This is a genomic window from Nonomuraea sp. NPDC049141 (assembly GCF_040648415.1).
Classification (GTDB): Bacteria; Actinomycetota; Actinomycetes; order Streptosporangiales; family Streptosporangiaceae; genus Nonomuraea.
Window position 1 is genome coordinate 540,507 of record NZ_JBEZDR010000006.1, and the last position, 19,022, is coordinate 559,528.

The 19,022-nt window shown below is 68.6% G+C and carries 19 protein-coding genes; 11 read left to right on the forward strand and 8 right to left on the reverse strand.

All coding sequences use genetic code 11. The features are described 5' to 3' along the window. Window positions 1-263: 263 nt before the first annotated feature. On the reverse strand, window positions 264-1,415 hold the full coding sequence (locus AB0B91_RS21405; RefSeq protein WP_358322043.1) for a hypothetical protein: 1,152 nt from the start codon (window positions 1,413-1,415) through the stop codon (window positions 264-266). Between the two features lie 648 nt (window positions 1,416-2,063). Here AB0B91_RS21405 and AB0B91_RS21410 point away from each other — a divergent pair. After that, window positions 2,064-2,633, forward strand: coding sequence for a hypothetical protein (locus tag AB0B91_RS21410; RefSeq protein WP_358322046.1), 570 nt, complete (start codon window positions 2,064-2,066; stop codon window positions 2,631-2,633). Window positions 2,634-2,919: 286 nt separating this feature from the next. On the opposite strand, the gene AB0B91_RS21415 is transcribed toward AB0B91_RS21410, so the two are convergent. Further along, window positions 2,920-3,318 (reverse strand): hypothetical protein, encoded by a 399-nt coding sequence (locus AB0B91_RS21415; RefSeq protein ID WP_358322214.1) that lies wholly within the window; start codon window positions 3,316-3,318, stop codon window positions 2,920-2,922. Window positions 3,319-3,455: 137 nt separating this feature from the next. Between AB0B91_RS21415 and AB0B91_RS21420 the strand changes: the two genes are divergently transcribed. Beyond that, window positions 3,456-3,665, forward strand: coding sequence for a hypothetical protein (locus AB0B91_RS21420; RefSeq protein WP_358322048.1), 210 nt, complete (start codon window positions 3,456-3,458; stop codon window positions 3,663-3,665). Between the two features lie 14 nt (window positions 3,666-3,679). Here AB0B91_RS21420 and AB0B91_RS21425 read toward each other — a convergent pair whose 3' ends face one another. After that, window positions 3,680-4,060, reverse strand: coding sequence for a helix-turn-helix domain-containing protein (locus tag AB0B91_RS21425; RefSeq protein ID WP_358322051.1), 381 nt, complete (start codon window positions 4,058-4,060; stop codon window positions 3,680-3,682). A gap of 96 nt (window positions 4,061-4,156) precedes the next feature. On the opposite strand from AB0B91_RS21425, the gene AB0B91_RS21430 reads away from it, so the two are divergent. After that, complete coding sequence (locus AB0B91_RS21430; protein ID WP_358322054.1) at window positions 4,157-4,564, forward strand: RidA family protein; 408 nt, start codon at window positions 4,157-4,159, stop codon at window positions 4,562-4,564. Window positions 4,565-4,608: 44 nt separating this feature from the next. Here AB0B91_RS21430 and AB0B91_RS21435 read toward each other — a convergent pair whose 3' ends face one another. Beyond that, window positions 4,609-5,883 carry an MFS transporter gene (locus AB0B91_RS21435; RefSeq protein ID WP_358322057.1) on the reverse strand — a complete coding sequence of 425 codons (1,275 nt, stop codon included), beginning with the start codon at window positions 5,881-5,883 and terminating at the stop codon, window positions 4,609-4,611. Window positions 5,884-6,270: 387 nt separating this feature from the next. Between AB0B91_RS21435 and AB0B91_RS21440 the strand changes: the two genes are divergently transcribed. Beyond that, window positions 6,271-9,147 (forward strand): AAA family ATPase, encoded by a 2,877-nt coding sequence (locus tag AB0B91_RS21440; protein ID WP_358322060.1) that lies wholly within the window; start codon window positions 6,271-6,273, stop codon window positions 9,145-9,147. Between the two features lie 9 nt (window positions 9,148-9,156). On the opposite strand, the gene AB0B91_RS21445 is transcribed toward AB0B91_RS21440, so the two are convergent. Continuing rightward, window positions 9,157-9,831, reverse strand: a complete 675-nt coding sequence (locus AB0B91_RS21445) for a helix-turn-helix domain-containing protein (RefSeq protein WP_358322063.1) — start codon at window positions 9,829-9,831, stop codon at window positions 9,157-9,159. Between the two features lie 42 nt (window positions 9,832-9,873). Further along, on the reverse strand, window positions 9,874-11,328 hold the full coding sequence (locus AB0B91_RS21450; RefSeq protein WP_358322066.1) for an MFS transporter: 1,455 nt from the start codon (window positions 11,326-11,328) through the stop codon (window positions 9,874-9,876). A gap of 166 nt (window positions 11,329-11,494) precedes the next feature. On the opposite strand from AB0B91_RS21450, the gene AB0B91_RS21455 reads away from it, so the two are divergent. Further along, window positions 11,495-12,148, forward strand: coding sequence for a TetR/AcrR family transcriptional regulator (locus AB0B91_RS21455; protein WP_358322216.1), 654 nt, complete (start codon window positions 11,495-11,497; stop codon window positions 12,146-12,148). A 2-nt stretch (window positions 12,149-12,150) separates the two neighbouring features. On the opposite strand, the gene AB0B91_RS21460 is transcribed toward AB0B91_RS21455, so the two are convergent. Together AB0B91_RS21460 and AB0B91_RS21465 are read right to left on the reverse strand one after the other, a co-directional pair. Beyond that, window positions 12,151-12,357, reverse strand: a complete 207-nt coding sequence (locus AB0B91_RS21460; RefSeq protein WP_358322068.1) for a ferredoxin — start codon at window positions 12,355-12,357, stop codon at window positions 12,151-12,153. Next, a complete protein-coding gene (locus tag AB0B91_RS21465) occupies window positions 12,354-13,574 on the reverse strand; it encodes a cytochrome P450 (protein ID WP_358322071.1) in 1,221 nt (406 codons plus the stop codon). The genes AB0B91_RS21460 and AB0B91_RS21465 overlap by 4 nt, the downstream gene beginning before the upstream one ends. Window positions 13,575-13,802: 228 nt before the next feature. Between AB0B91_RS21465 and AB0B91_RS21470 the strand changes: the two genes are divergently transcribed. From AB0B91_RS21470 to AB0B91_RS21495, 6 genes are all read left to right on the forward strand, one after another. Then, the gene (locus tag AB0B91_RS21470; protein ID WP_358322074.1) at window positions 13,803-14,357 is read left to right on the forward strand and encodes an EF-hand domain-containing protein; all 555 of its coding nucleotides are present in this window, start codon (window positions 13,803-13,805) and stop codon (window positions 14,355-14,357) included. Between the two features lie 9 nt (window positions 14,358-14,366). Beyond that, window positions 14,367-14,798: a cupin domain-containing protein gene (locus tag AB0B91_RS21475; protein WP_358322077.1), complete on the forward strand. Its 432-nt coding sequence runs from the start codon at window positions 14,367-14,369 to the stop codon at window positions 14,796-14,798. Between the two features lie 218 nt (window positions 14,799-15,016). Then, window positions 15,017-15,406: a hypothetical protein gene (locus AB0B91_RS21480; protein WP_358322080.1), complete on the forward strand. Its 390-nt coding sequence runs from the start codon at window positions 15,017-15,019 to the stop codon at window positions 15,404-15,406. 409 nt (window positions 15,407-15,815) lie between these two features. Beyond that, window positions 15,816-16,874, forward strand: coding sequence for a hypothetical protein (locus AB0B91_RS21485; protein ID WP_358322083.1), 1,059 nt, complete (start codon window positions 15,816-15,818; stop codon window positions 16,872-16,874). A 220-nt stretch (window positions 16,875-17,094) separates the two neighbouring features. After that, on the forward strand, window positions 17,095-18,348 hold the full coding sequence (locus AB0B91_RS21490) for a cytochrome P450 (protein ID WP_358322086.1): 1,254 nt from the start codon (window positions 17,095-17,097) through the stop codon (window positions 18,346-18,348). A gap of 31 nt (window positions 18,349-18,379) precedes the next feature. Further along, window positions 18,380-18,973 (forward strand): TetR/AcrR family transcriptional regulator, encoded by a 594-nt coding sequence (locus tag AB0B91_RS21495; protein WP_358322089.1) that lies wholly within the window; start codon window positions 18,380-18,382, stop codon window positions 18,971-18,973. Window positions 18,974-19,022: the final 49 nt, after the last annotated feature.

Here is a 19,022-nt window from a genome sequence, read left to right on the forward strand (position 1 = left end):
AGGTGCCCCACACCGGCGTCCCGGCCACCCTCGACGGCTACCGTCAGGCGACCGGCGAGAGGACCGCAACGAGTACACCGGTGTAGGGAGCTCGCGTGCTGCGCTTCCGCCCCACCTGGACTCTCGGACGTCCGGCGGACCCCCGCGCCTGGGGAAACGCCACTGGACTACTCCCCCGGCCGGTCGGCTTCTGGGGCACTGCTCCGCTTGTTCACCTCAGCCACGATCTGGCCTGATCCAGCGTTTACCGGCGCCGTGGGGGTTCAGAACTCGATGAACCCGTACAGCGCGAGATGGTTTGACTTCGTACTGCCGACCGTGTGATCAACGCTCGACGACCGCACGGTGCCCTTGACGAAGAGGTAGTCGATCTTCCTGGACCCGTCGGTTGCCTTTGCTCCATAGCCGGTCATGCCGAAACCACCGAGTGTTGTGGCGGCGATGCCCGTGCGATTCGCGTCGATCCCGATCACACGGATCGTTGACGCGTTCATCAGGGTGGTGGCGTCCGCGCCGACGTGGATGCCGGAATTGGCGATTCCCGTGTAGCCATCGCCCGCGCAGGCGTTCCCCCCGTTCTCCTCCGGGAGGTGCATGGTCGCGGCGAAGACGGTCGTCCCCGTTTCCTTGAGCGTGAACTTCGCCGCGATCGCGCTGGTGCGCTTCCATTTGTAGTCGTTGGTGGCGCCGTCGTCGTTGTCCGGCGGCTTGTACAGAGTGCACCCGGCCCCGCCGTTGTACGGTGTTCCAGGCTTCAACCAGCCCGCGCTCCAGTACTTGGAGATGTCGCCTGCCGCGAGGCTCAGCGTTCTGGTGTTGTAGATGATCCCGTTGGTCTGCTTCTTCTTCAGGTCGCCGAGCGCCTGTTGGCTGCACTTGTGCGTACTGCCCCACTCCTCGGGGCCGTCCCAGGCCACGAGCGCCTTGTAGGTGCCCGCCGGATAGCCGAACTTGGCCCCGAGCTGGTCGGCGTATGCCGTGGCCTGTCCGGTGCCACGCACCTGTTGCACGATCAGGAGATCGGGAGCCTTCACGTCAGAGGTGCCCGTCTTACCGTTGTCGTCGACGAGCATCGACGTGAGGTGGTCCGGGCCCGAGATTCGGGTGCATGTGCCGTCGGCGTTGTTTCTCACCAGGTTCTCGATGTTGTTGTCGTAGACCCGTAAGACGCGATCCTCCGCGACCGTGGGCGCTTGGTGCGCCTGCGAGATCGAGGGTGTGGTGAGCAAGGCGGCTGTCGCGAGCGCTACCACGCCAAGCGATCGGTAAGGGGATGACATTGTCGAAGGGTAGCGATGATCGTCGGGCCTGTCGCGAGTCGATGATGTTGACCCGCGGCCGCCTTGAACGCATTTCATGATCTTGACACCATGCTCAGCATGCGTGCTCGATTGATCATCGCCATGTCTCTCCACCAATGGGGCTCATCGACGCCTGCATGGACAACCAAGCCAGCGTCGAAGCCGAGCTGATGGACGCCGATCGTCGGCAGGTCCGCCTCGCACTCAGTATCCGAAGGGCCGGTTGGGATCAGATCGCTCACTGGCCGCCCGGCGTTCCCGGATCCAGCTCGTGGTCGCCACCGGACGAGATCGTGAAACCCAGACTCACGATCGCTCAATGGCTTCTCACGATCGACGTCCTCGATCGCTGGGCCGCAACCGGTGACCGGGTGGGACACCACCACAGGGCCGCCCAAGAACGCGAGCTCCGAGAGCTGATCCTCTCCCGGCTTCAAGCGCACGGTGTCCGACTCCCTGAACGCTCCGTCCGCAACCCTGGGCCAGAACCGTCGGACCGTCCGACCCAGTGACACTTGATCTTCGATCGGGTACTGCCGGCTTCGATGACGCGAGCGCCGGTATTTCGACCTCCATCGAAGTGGCAGCGTCCAGGTCGGGAGCAGGTCCCACTGTCATCTTCGCTGCGTCCAGACAGCACCTCGGACCTCCTCGCGCCGGATCTCCTGGCGCTGATCCTGGCGCGAACTTCCCGATGGCGCCGATCGTCGAACACCCATGACCAGAGCATCGAGGTTTGGGGGCACCATGCGCGCACTGCGCATGATCGTAATGTCGGCCACCGCGCTGGCGGCAGCTGTCGGCTGTTCCGCACAGGCCGCGCCGCAGCGGCAGCCCGCAACCACACAGCTGGTCCCTGCCACGGTGTCCCAATCGTCGGCTTTCCCGCGGCCGACGGCGAGCATCGCCGTCGAACTCCCTCCCCGCCCCGAGGTCTGCAAGCGCCCAGGCGAACACCGGGTGCCCCGGCCCGAGGTGCTGATCATCAGCCGCGTCTCCCTCGACGGCGGTCGGGTAGTGCTGAGTGCCAGGCCGTCCATTCTGGTCTGCGGCCCCAAGGTGGAAAACGACGGCTACCACCTGCCCGCCTCCGGCGCCGCCCGAACCTACCGGCTGGCTCCGCAAGCCACGGTCGTCCTGATGGACATGAGCGACGGCCCTGTCCCCGCGCAGTACACCGCCGACGGATTCGTGGCGCTGCTGCGCACCAAGTCCCGGCCGAGCCTGGAGCGCGGCGGGCTCGACCCCTACTTCCGTAGCTTCAGGACCGCCCTCGTCGCCTCCGCCGACGGCACGGAGATCACTACGCTGGCCCAGCTTTACAGCCCTTGACCGATCGCTCGGTCCGTCCCTGGCTTGGCACCCTGTCAGTCCGTCTCCACGCTCTCCGGCACACTCACCTTGATCATCCGCCAGATCCGATGTCCGCTCGCGACACTACGGGGGTCACCGGCCACGGCGATTCCGTGCCTGCCGTCGTGCCGTGACCAACGTCGGCATCTCCCTCAGCGCCCCGCTCGCAGACTGCACTGTCCAGGCCGGCAGCCTCACCGCCCACCAGTTCATGGTCATCGGCAACGCGACAGCCGCTCGACGGCAGGGTACGTGCTCCTTCCGCTCACCCCCGATGGGGGCCGACCCCGGCTGTGGCCAGGCCGAGCAGTCGCCCCGCCTCGGCGGCGGGGTCCGGGTGGTGTTCCGTGGCCAGGGCGATGCCAGTGATCAGGGTGAGCAAGTCGGCGATGGTCACGCCCGGTGTCAGCGCGCCATCGTGCGCGGCGCGACGCACCAGTGGGTCACCTGCCTCGGCGAGCTGAGCCGTGCAGCAGTGCTCATGCGCCGAGTCGGGGCTGGCCTCTCGGGTTAGTGCGATGGCCAGCCCTCGGATGGTCGCGACGTCCGCGGTGACGGCGCTCAGCCACTCCAGCAGCGCGGCCCGGCTGTCGGTCCCGCCGGCCAGGTCGAAGGCGTGGGCGCACAGGGTCTCGATCCGTTCGCGGAAGACCGCCTCCAGCAGTGCTTGGCGGCTGGGAAAGTACCACGTACCTGGTCACCCGACTTACCGACATATCCACCCAGATCCCAGTGTCGGCGAGCCATGTCGATGCCGAACGCCTCGATCGCCGCCAACTGTCAGCGGATCTGCCATAGGCGATGATCACCAATGCGGCGCGCGAACTCCTGCAACGAGCACAACAGGCGGCCGCCGTACGTCCCGGCGTTCTCTCCGAAGACCTGCTCGCGCTCATCAACGCCATCTCACTGGCCACCGAGGCCACGATGACGACGAGCAGGCTTGCCGGCTGCTGGACATCGCGATCGAGGACATCCGCCTCCATCGGTGACCGTGGCCGACCATTCTGAGTTGGCCGCGGAAGTCAGGCGTCGAAGCGACGGCGGGCGGCCTCTATGTGACCGAAGTACCGGCGGGTCCAGCCGCACATCCCGTCGACCGTCGCTCGCAGAGCCTGGCCCGGCTCAGTGAGGGTGTATTCGACCCGCGGCGGGACGGTGGCGTACACGGTGCGCTCGACCAGGCCGTAACGCTCCAGCATGCGCAGGTTCTGGGTGAGCATCTTGTGGCTGATGCCCTCGACCTCACTCCGCAGCTCACTGAAGCGCAGGGTGCGATCACCGAGACCCTCGACGATCAGGAACGCCCACTTGTTGGCCACGTCCGAGAAGATCTCCCGCGCCAAGGAGCCCGCACGCGCCAGGTCCGCATCCTCGGGCGAGCCTGTGAGCTGCTTGGTCACCATGAGGTTCTCCAGTCACGAAAAAGTGCGTTCTTCCACGTCAGGAGCCAGTCTCCTATAGTGCCTGAGTAACCGCAAGAGAGCAGGAGAGACAGGACCATGGCCATCACCTTTGCCAACCCCAGCGGATTGCCCACGATCGATGTCTACCGGCAGGTGTCGATCGCATCCGGGTCGAAGCTGATCTTCATCGCCGGACAGGTCGCCTGGGACGCCGAGGGAGTCACGATCGGCGAAGGCGACCTCGCCGCACAGGTCGAGCAGAGTTACCTCAACATCGGCACCGCCCTGGCCGAGGTCGGCGGGACCTTCGACGATGTGGCGAAACTGACCTTCTACGTCGTCGACTGGACCCCCGACAAGATGCCCCCACTCCTGGAAGGCATCTCCCGGGCAGCCGCGAAACTGGGAGTCACCCCGGCCCCGCCGGCCACGCTGATAGGCGTTGCGGCACTGGACGTCCCCGACCACCTGGTCGAGATCGAAGCCACCGCCATCCTCGACTGAACAGCCGGCCTTCGCTCACTGAGCACCGACGTGCTGACCCGGAATCAGCCGTCCGGGTCGCCCGCCGCACGGGGAAGGTCCCTTCCCAGGCGGGCGAGCGGAGACCGGGCCATGAACAGCGGAGAGAGTGCCAGCGTGACGGCGGTCAGTAACAGACTCGTACGCAGCCCCAGCGCGCCCGCCAGATAGCCACCGAGCAGGGAACCGAGCGGGGTCAGGCCCATGCCGATGAAGTTGATCGTCGCGACGATTCGGCCCTGGATAGGGATCGGGGTGACGGCCTGGCGTACCGTCGTGATGGTGACGTCGACCAGCTGGCTGAAGACGCCGAACAGCAGGTTGACCGCCATGAGCGCGGCGATCGTAGCGGCGGAGGAGCCGCGTAGCGCGGGGACGCAGAGCATCACGCCATCGGCGATCAGCGCGGCGGACACCAGCACGACGCCGTAGCCGTATCGCCTCGGCAGCCTGGCCGACAGCAGGGAGCCCACCAGCGCGCCCGGACCCATCGCCGCCAGCACGAGCCCGACAGCGGCGCCCGGCAGGTGCAGCGTGCGCGGCAGGAAGAGCAGATAGATGGTCATCAGGGCGGCGAAGGAGAACTGGAAGAGAGCCGAGGCGATCCCCACAGCGCGCAACAAGGGGTTGCTGACGATGAGCTGCAACCCCTCGTGGATCTGCCGCCACACCCGGTCCTGCCGTACGGCGGGACCGGGCATCGACTCGGGGCGGCGGATCCGCCGGATCGACAGGAAGGACAAGGCGAAGAAGAACGCGCTCGCCACGATGGCGATCGGCGCGGTGAGGAGCGACACCAGCGCGCCACCGAGCGCGGAACCGGTGATCTGCGCGGCGGACCTGCTGCCCTCCAGCGCGCTGTTGCCCTGGGCGAGCTGGCCGCGTCTCACCAGTCGTACGAGGGAGGCCTGGTAGGCCACGTCGAAGTACACGGTCAGCGCACCGACGAGGAAGGCGACCAGGACAAGCAGCGGCATGTCGAGCAGGCCGAGGAGGTGGAGCACGGGTACGACGGCCAGCACCATGGTCCGGCCGAAGTCGGCCAGCACCATAACGTCACGGGAGCGCCGGCGGTCCACCCAGGCACCGACGAAGAGCGACAGCAGCAGGATCGGCACCTGCTGGACGGCGCGGAGGATGCCGACCTGCTGGGTGTCGGCGCTGAGCGCGACCACGGCGATGAGCGGCAGAACGACCTGGCAGGCCTGAGCTCCCAGTTGGGAGGCGGTCTGGCCCATCCAGAGCCGGCGGAAGTCGCGGTCATGCCACAGGCTCGGCGGAGGCGGGTCGGATGCCTTCATCGACGGCCTCGCGCCGGCGGGCGCGCGAGCACGGCAGGAGAAACGAACGGCACAGGGTGTCCTTGAGTCGCTGAGAACGCCCACAGAATCTGGGCAGGGAAAGGTGCGCTGTGCCGCAGTCGGGATGCGGCACGCGGTGACAGGCCGGGGTGGCCCAGAACGTCAGCGCGTGCTCGGTTGACCGACCATCTCAGCTCCTCAAAAGGATCATCCGCTGTCAGCGAGCCTAGCCGCCGGCCGTCGTGGCGGACAACGCGATTCTCCGCATGCCGGGGCATGTGAGCGGGCGCCTGGACAGCGACCTGAATCTATATGATCATCATCTCGCACCCTTGACTGACCGTGCGACGGGTCCTGGCGTCATCGCCGGATGGACCGGAGGATGCCATGACCGATGACAGGTCGGCCGCGAGGGGATCTGTCGGGCAGCCGTGGTCCGAGCTGGTCGGGCGGTCCCATGAGATGGCCCGGATCGAGGAGGCCATCGCCGGTGCGGCGGCCGGTGAATGCCGGCTGGTCCTCATCGACGGTGAGCCGGGAGTGGGCAAGACCCGGCTGCTCAGGTACCTGATCGAGCGGGCGCACGCGGCCGGCCGGACCGTGCTCGCCGGCAGCGCCACCGAGTTCGAGCGTCTCGTCCCGTTCGGTATGTACGTAGACGCCTTCACCCGGCTGTCAGACGAGCACGACGCACCGGGCGGCGCTCCGACCGCCGATGCCGGACCCGGTGAGCTCGCCGAGGCGGCGCTGCGTACCTTGCTGTCGGCGGGAGAAGCGGGCGCGGCGGGCGCGGCGGGCGACACCGATCGCGGCAGGTTGGACCGGTACCACACCTACCGAGGCATTCGAGCGCTCCTGACCCACCTGGCCGCCGACCGCGGCGTCGTACTGGCGCTCGACGACCTGCACTGGGCGGACGGGCCGTCGCTGGAGCTGACCGAGTTCCTCCGTCGTCGCCCGCCGGCCGCCGGATTCCTGCTGGCCATCGCCTGCCGATCGAGCATGATCCCACCGGTGGCGGGTGATGCCGTCGCCCGGCTGAGCCTGACCCCGCTCGACGAGGACGCGGTCGCGTCGCTCATGCCGTCGGACGCGGACCCGCGCAGGCGGCGGTTGATGTACCAGGTCAGCGGGGGCAACCCGTTGTTCCTGCGCGCGTTGCTGGACACCGACGACAACACCCTGACGGAACTGGCCGACGGCCGGCCCGGGGCGGCGCTCGCCCTGGAGCAGACGCTGCTGGCGGTGCTGCGCGAGGAGCTGGACCGGCTCACGCCGACGGCCCGCCGGGCGGCCCATGCGGCGGCGGTCGCCGGGGAGCTGGCCTCGCTCGTCGTCATCGCCCATATCGCCGAGCTCGACGCCGCGAGCGCCGCCACCGCCGTGGACGAGCTGTGCCGGCACGGTCTCGGCACGCTGGCGGGCGCGCGGTTCACCTTCCACCATCCGCTGGTACGCGGCGCCGCCTACGACACCTGTGGCCCAGGCTGGCGCGTCGCGGCGCATGCCCGGGCCGCCGGCTACCTGCGCCGCAACGACGGCTCGCTGGCGTTGCTCGCCCACCACACCGAGCGGTACGCCGAGCACGGTGACGAGCAGGCCGCCCGGACGCTGGGCGACGCCGGCATCGCGTACCTGGACTCGGCGCCGGCGACCGCGGTGCGGCTGCTCCGCGACGCCCTGCGGGTGCTGCCGGAACGCGACGACCTCGTGCCGTACCGCGGCCACCTGCTCACCTGCCTGGCGAAGGGCACCGGCGTGATGGGCTCGCTGACCGAGAGCCGGCGCATCCTGCAGGAGGTCATCCACCTGCCGCACGAGGTGGCCACGGCGGCGGTGGCCTTCTCCTCCGTGATCTCGCGGCTGCTCGGCCGGCTGGACGAGGCACGTGCCCTGTTGGGCGCGCGAACCGGACAGACCGGGCATGACCGGCGGGTACGCGCCCAACTCCTGCTGGAGCGCGCCTCCGTGGCGGTGTTGCGGGCGGACCCGGGCGAGGCGCGCGGGCACGCGCTCGAAGCCGTCGGGCTCCTGTCGGAAACGGCCGATCCGGCGCTCGGCGCCGCGACGCACGCCGTGCTGGCCCTGGCCTGCCTGCAGGACGGCGACATCACCGCGGCGCGGGCGTACAGCAGGCGGGCCGGATGGCTGATGGACAGCGCGTCGGACAACGCCCTGATACCGCACGTGGAGCTCATCGCGCCGCTCTCCTGGGGCGAGACCTGTCTGGAGCGGCCGGGCGAGGCCGCGCGCCACCTCGCCCGAGGGGTCGACCTCGCGACGATGTCCGGCGGCAGCTACGCCATGCCGTACCTGCTCATCGCCCAGGCCCACCAGAGGGCCCGCGCCGGCCGCCTGGCGGAGGCCATCGAGACCGCGAGGCACGCCGTCGCGGCGTCGGAGTACATCCAGAGCAGCGAGACGCTGGCGATGGCCCGCTGTGTCATGCTGCTGCCGGTACTGTGGCGGCACGGCACCGGTCCCGCCATGAAGCTGGCCGGCCAGCTCGCCGAGGCCGCTCCCGGTTCGGCCTGGTGGCAGGCGATGGCGCACGTGTCGGCGGCCCGGGTGCACCTCGCCGCCGGCCGCGCCGAGCCTGGTCACGCGCCACCGCCATCGGTTCTCACCCGTGACACCGAGGTGGAGCGGCTGGCCGTGCAGTCGATCCAGGCCGGGGCCGAGGGCGACGTCGGCACCGCGCTCTACCGGTCGGCGGCCGCGATCGCCGCCGCCGCCGACGGTCCCGCCTACCGTCTCGGGATCGCGTACGACGCCCGCGCCCGCGCGTTGTGCGGCCGCGACGACCTGGCCGGAGCCGCGGTGGCCGCCCGGATCGCCACCGAGCGGTTCGCCGAGAGCGGCGCCGTCGGCGAACGCGGCCTGGCTCACCAGCTTCTCGCCACCATCTTCGGCCGCATGGGAGACGTGGTGTCGTCCCGCGCCGAGATCGGCTGGGCCAAGGCCGCCTACCGGGAGTCGGGCGCCGACTGGCTCGCCGGTCAGCTGGCCCGGGTGGAGCGGCAGCTCGCCGCGCGCGGCCCCCGGCACACGGCACGGGAAACAGCGCTGACGGCGCGGGAGCGGCAGGTGGCCGAACTCGTCAGCCAAGGGTTGACCAACCGGGAGGTGGCCGAGCGGCTCCAGGTCAGTCAGAAGACGGTGGAAACCCATGTCGCACGCATTTTCAGCAAGTTCGACGTGCGCTCCCGGGTGGCGCTGACCAGACGTATGGCCGGCCGAGGCGACGGCTGGAACCACCGATAGCCGCGATCTCTAGCGGCGCTCTCCCAGCAAGGAGGAGCTGAGCCCGTAGATGGCCGTGATCAGGTTGTCCCCCAACCGGCGCCAGGACCGCTCCGCGGCCGCGTGGTCGGCTCGGCCGTTGGCCAGTTCGGCTTCCAGTTCGGCGCTCATATGGACGATGAGCTGCCGGATCATCGCGCCCTGCTGGACGACCAGCTCGCGATCCTTGTCAGGCCCGTACGGGTAACCGAGCTCTTCGATGCGGCGGAACGAGGGCATCTTCAGGTGCGCCTGGATCGTGTACTCGCGCAGAGTGGGCTCCACCACGGTCTGCGCCAGGAAACGGCCGTACCAGGACGGCGTGCCCAGGTCGATGTGGTGTTCGATGCTCGGCTGGACGACGCAGGCGATCCAGTCCCGGAGGGACAACGCGCCCGGCTCGCCGAGCGCGGCCACCATCGAGATGCGGTGCTTCTCGATGGCGGCCATGTGGCGGGCCAGGATCGCGTGGATGAGTTCGTCGCGGGTGCTGAAGTGATACTGCACCACCGACTTGTTGCGCTGGCCCGCCTCCTCGCCGATCCTCCTGATCGACACGTTCGCGAACCCGTGCTCCGCGTAGAGCCGCTCCGCGGTGTGCATCAGCTTGTCCCTGGCGAGTGCGGAGCGGGGAGAGATCGTGGCGGCCGTCTCGGAGAGTGTCATCCAGCACTGACCTTCATGACCGTTCCCTGACCTCGTTCTAGTTCACCGCGCGCTGGAGGCGGCATCAGCCGCCACCGAGGCCAGGCTACCCGCATCGCGCCGACCAGGGATGAACGCGGCGATCAGGAACGCGGCCAGCGCGGCGCCGCAGCCGATGAGCATGGCGACCCGGAAGCCGTTGAGGGACGGCAGTTCGACGGGGCCGAAGCGGGTGACCATGTTGGCCAGCACGACCGAGATCACCGCGCTGGAGGTGGAGGTGCCGATCGACCGCATGAGGGCGTTCAGCCCGTTGGCGGCGCCGGTCTCCGACGCGGGCACCGCCGACATGATCAGCGCGGGCATCGCGGCGTACGCGATGCCGACCCCGGCGCTGATGACGCAGGTGAACACGATGATCTCCCAGACCGCGCCGATGAGCACGACGCCCAGGCCGTACCCGATGGCGATCACCAACGCGCCCGCCATCAGCGACACCTTCGGGCCCCGCGCGGCCGACAGGCGCGCCGCGAACGGCGACGTGGCCATCATCACCAGCCCGCCCGGCGCCATGCACAGGCCGATCACCAGCAGCGACTGACCGAGGCCGTATCCCGTGGCCTTCGGCATCCCGAGCACCTGCGGCAGCACCAGCGACATCGCGAACATCGAGAAGCCGGCCATGACGGAGGCGAGGTTCGTCAGCAGCACCCGGCGGCCGACGGTGATCCGCAGGTCTACCAGCGGTCGCGGGGACCGCAGCTCCCACCGGCCCCACAGCAGCAGGATGACCACGGCGGCGGCGAACAGCCCCAGAACGGTGCCGCTCGTCCACCCCCAGTCGCCGCCCTTGGAGATCGGCAGCAGCAGGCACACCAGTCCGGCCGACAACCCGACCGCCCCGAGCACGTCGAAGCGGCCACCAGAGCGAAGCGGCGACTCCGGCACCACGGCCACCACCAGGACGGCGACCACGGCACCGAGCCCCGCCGAGACCCAGAACAGCACATGCCAGCCGATGTGCTCCGCGAGGAGCGCGGCACTGGGCAGACCCAGCGCGCCGCCCACGCCCAGCGAGGAGCTCATCAGCCCGATCGCCGAACCGAGCTTCTCGGCGGGTAGTTCGTCACGCATGATGCTGATGCCCAGCGGGATGACACCGGCCGCCGCGCCCTGCAGGGCCCGGCCCACGATCATCGGGGTCAGCGAGTCGCTGAGCGCGCAGACGACCGACCCGACCACCAGCAGCCCCAGGCAGAGCACCAAGATGCGCCGCTTGCCGAACATGTCGCCCAGCCCCCCGAACACCGGAGTGGCCACGGCGCCGGCCAGCAGGGTGGCGGTGATGGCCCATGAAGTGTTCGACGGGGAGGCGTGCAGCAGCGTGGGGAGCTGCGGGATCAGCGGTATGACCAGGGTCTGCATGAGCGCGACCACGATGCCGGCGAACGCCAGCACGGCCACTGTCAGGCCACTGCTCGGCGCCTGTTTCTGGGTCCCGGGGACCACCGTCGTCATCGACGTCCTGTCTCGATCGTTGCGGAATGGGGTACGCGGTCCACTCGGTGATCTGCGGAATCAGGCGGCGGCCAGGATAACCGTAAGGTGACCGCCTCAATCGAGTCAAGCAGTTGACTTAATCGAGGCGGTCACTCTAGGTTGCTGCCACTACCGTGGGAAGGTGATGGTGACCACGACCAGGCCCGATCGCGGCGGCGAGACCCGCGAGCTGCTCCTGACGACCGCCGAGCGGCTGTTCGCCGAGCACGGCGTGGCCGCCGTGTCCAGCCGGCAGATCAGCGAGGCGGCGGGACAGGCCAACAACTCCGCGGTCGGATACCACATCGGCACCAAGACCGATGTGGTGCTCGCGATCGTCCGCCGGCACTCCGCGCCGATGGAGCGGCGCCGCGCCGAGATGCTCGCGACGCTCACCGAGGCGTCCGGCCTGCACGAGTGGATCGCCTGCCTCGTACGCCCTGTCACCGGCCACCTCGCCGACCTGGGCAATCCGACCTGGTATGCCCGGTTCGCCGCCCAGATCACCACCGACCCCGCCCTCCGCCAGCTCGTCACCGACGACACGATCACCTCGCCGTCGCTGCGGCAGACCCTCGAGGGGATCTCCCGGCTCGTACCCGCCCTGCCCGAGCAGGTACGACGCGAACGCAGCGACATGATCCGCCACCTGCTGGTGCACATGTGCGCCGAGCGGGAACGCGCGCTGCACGAGGGCACGGCCACGCCGCACCCGACATGGGACGGCGCCGCGACCGGGCTGATCGACGCGATAACCGGGCTGTGGCTGGCCCCGGTCAGCGCGCCGGAGTCGCCCTGACGTCACTCCGACAACTGGATGGCCAAGGTGGGGCACGCCGCGGCGGCGGCGCGGACCGCCTCGTGTTGATCCAGCGGTGGCGCCTCGTCCAGCACGATGACGACGCCGTCCTCCTCGCGCTGGTCGAAGACCCGGTCGGCCTTCATCACGCACAACCCGCTGGCGCAGCACAGGTCCTGATCGACGCTGACCTTCATGATCCCGGTCACCAGGTGACCCAGACGTCCTGCAGCCCGCCGGAGATCCCTCCAGTACGGAGCTGAAGGTCCTCGGGGGCGTCCCGCAGCCGCAGGCTCGGCAGCCGCCGGGCCAGGGTGCCCAGCACGACCTGGAGTTCCATCCTGGCCAGGGGCTGGCCGAGGCAGAAGTGCGGGCCGGCGCCGAAAGTGAGGTGCTGGTTGTTCTCCCGGCGCGGGTCGAACCGCTCGGGCTCGGGGAACTTGCGCGGGTCCCGGTTGGCGGAGGGCGTGTTGGGGATCACGGTCGTCCCCGCGGGCACCTCCACTCCGCTCAGGTTCACGCCCTCGGTGATGAACCGGGGCACCCCGCCGATCGCGGACAGCGTGCTGTCCAGACGCAGAACCTCCTCGACCGTGCCCGGGATCAGCTCGGGGTCGTCGATGACCGCCTCGAAGCGCTCGCGCTCGGAGAGCAGCATCGCCGCCATGATCGCGATCATGTTGGAGGTCGTCTCATGCCCGGCGAGCAGCAGCCCGCGTACGGTGGCGATGAGCTCGGCATGGCTGAGGCGGCCGTCCTCGCTGTCGGAGATCTGCGTCAGCTCGCTGAGCAGGTCGTCTCCCGGGTTCGCCCGGTTCCGGTCGACCAGGTCTGAGACGTACTCGTTGAAGCCCTGGTACGCCTCGTCGACCTCTTCCTGGGTGTTACGCGTCAGGGTCAGCATGGTGCGCGACCAGTGGGCGAACTTGTCCTGATCCTCGCTGGGCGCTCCGACCAGCGCGCAGATGACGCGCACCGGCAGCGGCAGGCCCAGCCCGGCCGACAGGTTCCCCGGGGAACCCTTGGCCACGAGGGAGTCCAGCAGTTCGTCGGTCATCGCCTGGATCCTGGGACGCCACACCTCCATCCGGCGGACCGTGAACGAGCGGCTGAGCAGCCGCCGCCATCGCAGGTGCCCCTGCCCTTCGCTGATGTCCTCGCTGCCCATCCGGCGCCGGCTGAACAGCCCGCCGTCCTTCGTGGTGGACAGCCGGGCGGCGCCCTCTCTGCGAAGGTTGCGGCTGAAACGCGGGTCCGCCATCACCGCTCTGGCGTCGTCATAGCGGGTCACCAGGGCGGCGGTGTCCCCGCTGGGCAGCCGGACGTGCGCCACCGGGCACTGCTCACGGAGCTCGGCCAGCTCCGACGGAGGCTCCAGGGCCGTGGCCCGATCGAAGGGAAAGTCTGGGATCGCCTCAGCAGTCATCGTGTCCTCCAGCTCGGGAACTTGACCCGACTCACCCTAAGTCGCCTGCCTTATTAAGGCAACCTCCTTGAAACCGCCAAGGCGCATCGCCATGATCATGCCACCCAACCCTTGGAGATGGGCACGGGTGGGCGAGAGCGCTGGGTCAATCACAAAGGGTAATTGTTGATAACTTTAAGTAGTGTTAGTGTGCGGGTGCCCATACACCCCACCCCATGGAGGAGAGCCGTGTCCTTCGCCGTACCCGACGTTCTCGCCCGGAAATTCGACAAGAGATTCACCTTGTTCGACGCCGACGCCGACAATGTGCTCACCAGGGACGACTTCCAGATCGCGGCCACGAGATTCCTGGCGGCGTTCGGCGTGCCGATCGACTCCGCCAAAGGCCGGGACGTGGTGGCCGCCTACGCGAGCATGTGGAACGCCCTGATCCACAGCGCCGACAGCGACAGCGACGGGCAGCTCACGCGCGCGGAGTTCACCGCCTACCTCACCGGGGAGGAGTTCCGCACGAGCGGCTACGCGGCGACGGCCGGTCGGATCGCGGAGTCCGTCCTCACCGTCTGCGACACCGACGGCGACGGCCAGATCTCCTTCCAGGAGTTCGCCGCCATCCCCGGCATCTCCTCCCTGCCCGACGACGAGCGGCGCGAGGTGTTCGACCGGCTCGACACCGACGGCAGCGGGCAGCTCGACATCAGCGAGATCCACGCCGCGCAGCGCGACTTCTACCACAGCACCGACCCGGACGCGCCCGGCAACCTGATCTTCGGCCGACTCTGAGGAGGAGACGTGGAGCACCCCCCGCAGCCGGACGGCCACTGCCGAGTCATCCGTTCCGCCCTGATGTACGAGGGCAAACAGCACCTCCAGTTCTTCGCCGGCATCGCCGCCGAGACCGTGGGCGCGCGCAACATCTGCATGCACCTGCAGACCATCCCTCCCTCCGGCAGTGGCCGAGCCCACAAGCACGACCATCACGAGACCGCCATCTACGTCATCAAGGGAGCCGTCGGCGCCTGGTACGGCGACGACCTGCAGCACTACCTCGAAGCACGCCAAGGGGAGTTCATCTACATCCCCGCCAGCACCCCGCACATGCCCGTGAACCTCAGTGACAGTCAGCCCGCCGAAGTGGTCCTCGCCCGCACCGACCCGCGCGAGCAGGAGAGCACGGTGCTCCTGCCCGACCTGGAGAGCCGGCGACCCCTCTCGACGGACTGAGACGCCGACGCGGTGAAGGCCGGTCACGCCCGCGGGCAGGCGGCGAGCAGGGTTTCGACCTGGTCGTGCCCGCGGGCGTGGCGGCGCCGTGCGGTGGGGTGATGTGGTCGCCCGGGAGCTAGTCTCGATAGATCGGAATGTGGCAGTGAAGGGACCCGATCATCGCCAACGACTACTCTCCCCCTTTCGGAGACCCGCCGCGATCGGCGCGCCGTCGCGTGACCGAGTCGGCGATCCTGAGCAGCCACGATCAGAGCAGGGCCGACATCGCCCAATGGACCTGCCCGCACGGGCAGCACGCCGGGCACGGATGCGTCGCGTGCTATGAGTTCTCGGCCGACGCCGATCCGGCGTTGCCACTGTGGGAGGTCGCGGTCTGGTTCACCTCGGCGCGGCCCATCCCGATCAGGGCCCTGCACGACGTGCACCGCCATGGCCGCCGCTTCGCGCTCGACCAGCCGTCGACTCCCCTGGTCTACCTCCTGAGCGGACAGATACGGGCCGGTCTGGGTTCGGAGGCGGTGGCGGGCATGGTCGGGTTCCTGCTGCAGAACCAGCACATCGTCGACGAGTTCACCGTCACGGAGATCCGCGCCGTCCACTCCTGACGCCCCTCGGAGGTCGCTGGCCGACCGGGCGACTACGTCAATTACGGGATAACAGGCTAGCTCTTATCCCCCATATGGCAGCGCCCGAGACGGCACCGAGCGCATAATCGCGCCGGACTTATCCCATCGCGCTCGGACCCATAACCCGCCGATGGGTACCCTATCCGACCAGGAAAATGCCCTTCTCAGGCACACCTGACGAGCACCCGCTATAGAGCTCAGCCGTAATACCAAGACGGCAGAAATTCACTTGACATGCGTCGATAACCCCTGCCGATCGTCTTTCCCTATCACGTGGCGCGCAAAGGGCCAATTCGCCCGCAAAAATCAAGGACATTACTCTTCCCAACCGGCGAATCCGTACTCAATATGTAAAAGTTCGTCGAATTCGCTTTCAGAAAGGAAGATCATGCAGCCACGCTCAAGGCACGCCGCAATCGTCTTAGCCACGTTGCTGGCCGTCTCGGGGATGAGCGCGACCGCCTCCACACAGGCGTCCGCCGCGGCGGAGAAGCCATCCGCCCCGGCGACGGGGGTGGCGAACAAGGCCCGCGCCCAGAGCCTGCTCGACTTCTGGACCAAGGAACGCATGAGCGCGGCCACACCGGAACCGGTGCCGGTGATGGACGCCAAGCAGGCTCAGGAGCAGGTCGAGAACGTCCTGCCGGGCAAGGCTTCCGAGGGCTCGCTGCCCACGAGGAAGCTCAGCCCGCCGGCGAGCCCGAAGACCGGCCTGCTGGCCGGCCAGCGCGCCGAACGCTGGGGGCGGCAGTACAGCATGCCCGCCATCACCATCGGCAAGATCTACTACACGCGCAACAACGGCACCGGCGGCTACTGCAGCGGCAGTGTCATCAACGCCGGCAACAGGGGCACGGTGTGGACGGCCGGCCACTGCATCCACGCCGGAGGCGGCGGCTCCGGCAACTACTTCAGCAACTTCATCTTCGTCCCCGACGCCGACAACAACCTTGAGCCGTGGGGCCGGTGGACATGGAAGTACGCCAACACCACCGTCGGCTGGCAGAACAGCGGCAACCTGCACTATGACGTCGCCGCCATCGCGTTCAACGCGCAACCCGCCCACGGCAACCTGCAGGACTGGACGGGCTCGCAGGGCTACAAGTTCAACCAGGGCCAGGCGTGGACCGGCGTCAACACCTTCGGCTTCCCGCAGGACGGCTACCAGCGCACCGACTTCACCGGCAACGACCTGTGGTACTGCTTCGGCAACACCAGCCGCGTCGGCACCTTCGACGACCTGATCCAGATCAACTGCGACATGCACCACGGCGCCAGCGGCGGCCCCTGGCTGCAAGACCTGCAGCTGAGCCGGGGCTGGGGCTACATCATCGGCGCCTACAGCCACCGCGCCTTCGCCAACAACGCCCCCACCGACATCGTCGCGAAGTCGGCGAACCACGGTGACGGCGCCATCAACGTCTTCAACGACGTCTCCGTCCGCTGACCCCGTAGCCCTGAGCGGGGAGCCGTGCGGGCTCCTCGCTCAGCCGGGATCGCCGGCGCGAATGATCATGGCGGTCGCCGCCGCCAGCACCAGCGCGGCGGCGACCGCCATCGTACGTAGCGCCCTCCTTCCACTCCTGCGACCGCGCCACCTTGACATATTGACCTCAGGTCAATTACTAATGACCTGAGGTCATTAACCACGCACCCAGGGAGCGTAGATGTCAGAGGCGCACGACAAGAAAATGTCCGGCTCTCAGCTGATCGGCAAGTTGCTCGACCCGGCGTCGAGAGCCGACCCGTACCCGATCTATGCCGATCTCCGCGACCTCGGCGGCCCGGTGTGGATCGAGGAGATGACGACCTTGGTGGTGGCCGGATACCACGAGTGCGAGACCTTGCTCCGGGACCCGCGACTCAGCGCGGAGCGCTGGCGGCGCGGCGGCGACCAGGCGGACCTCCTCTATCCCCCCGACGCGCCGTCTTCGGTGCACCAGCCCTGGTTCCTCTCCCAGGATCCGCCGGACCACACGCGGTTGCGGCGGCTGGCCAGCAGCGCGTTCACCGCCCGCACCGTCGCCCGGATGGAGCCGTACATCACCCGGTTGGTAGACGATCTCCTCGACCGGGCGTTAGAACGTGACACGTTCGACGTGCTCCACGACTTCGCCTACCCGCTGCCGGTGGCGGTGATCTGCCGCATGCTCGGCGTCCCGGTGGCGGACGAGCCGCTGTTCCAGCGGTGGTCCGCCCAGCTCACCCGCCTGGTGGACGGCCTGTCGGCCACCGGCAGCGACGGCGAGACGCCGGAGTGGGTGCCTGGAATGACCGAAATGCATAGGTACGTCAACGAGCTCATCGCCGAAAGGCGCACGAGCCCACGCCAGGACGACCTGATCTCCGACCTCCTCGCGGCCAAGGACGGCGCGGACGCGCTCAGCCACGACGAACTCGTCTCCACCATCGTGCTGCTGCTGGTGGCCGGCCACGAAACGACGGTCAACCTCATCGCCAACGGCGTGCTGACCCTCCTACGCCACCCCCGCCACCTCACCGCGCTCAGCGCCGATCCGAACCTGGCACCCGCGGTCGTCGAGGAAATTCTGCGCTATGACCCGCCTGTCCAGCTCACCGCCCGAATCGCCGCCGAGGACATGCGCATCGGAGAGGTGGACGTCCCCAAGCTCAGCATGATCATCCTCCTGCTGGCCTCAGCCCAACGGGACCCGGAAGCGAATCCGGACCCGGACAGCTTCAACCCGCACCGCACCCAGGCGCGTCACCTGTCCTTCGGTTTCGGCCCGCACTTCTGCCTCGGCGCGCCGCTGGCCAGGCTGGAAGGCCGCCTGGCCCTGGCCGGATTCGCCCGACGCGTCCAGGATCCCCGGCTCATCGCCGACCCGCCGCCCTACCGCGAGCACCTCAACCTGCGCGGAGTCAGCGAACTCCGCATCTCCCACAGAGGCGCGGTCTGACTTGCCGCTGACGTTCGGTTAGCCTGTCGCCGTGGTCACTTCCAGGAGTCGTCGGCGTCTTTCTCCCGAGGCCAGGCGCGGCGAGCTGATCGACGCCGCCATCCGGCTCCTGGAGTCCGGCCAGCAAGTGACCAACTGGGTCCAGGCCGTGACGGCTGAAGCGGGTTCGGCCAAGGGGACCTTCTACGTCTACTTCTCCTCCTGGGAAGAGATGCTGGTCGCCGTACGGGACCGGGTCCTGCGCAACTACGTGGACCGGTTCCGGCAACTCGCCGAAACCACCGACCCGATCGACTGGTGGGCCACCGTCGACGCCGAATGCGATGCCGCCCTCAACTCCATCGCCCAGCCCGGCGGCCTGCACCAGGCCATCTTTCACACGGCCGTCAGCCCGCCCGTCGACGACAGCCTCGATATCATCACGGCCATCGCGAGGGTGCTGGACCGCGGCGTGGCAGAGGGCGTCTTCCGCCCCGTATCCCCCGAGATCGCGGCCACCTTCCTGTTCGCCATCCTGCACAGTGCCGGGGACGCGATCTCCTCCGGCGACCAACCCCAGCCATGGCGCCAAGCCATCCGCGACCTCACCCGCCACTGGCTCGCTCCGCGACCCACCCGCGGATGATGGCCGTGCTCTCCCACCAAGCGCGCGTCAACCTCTGTGCAAGCGGGTG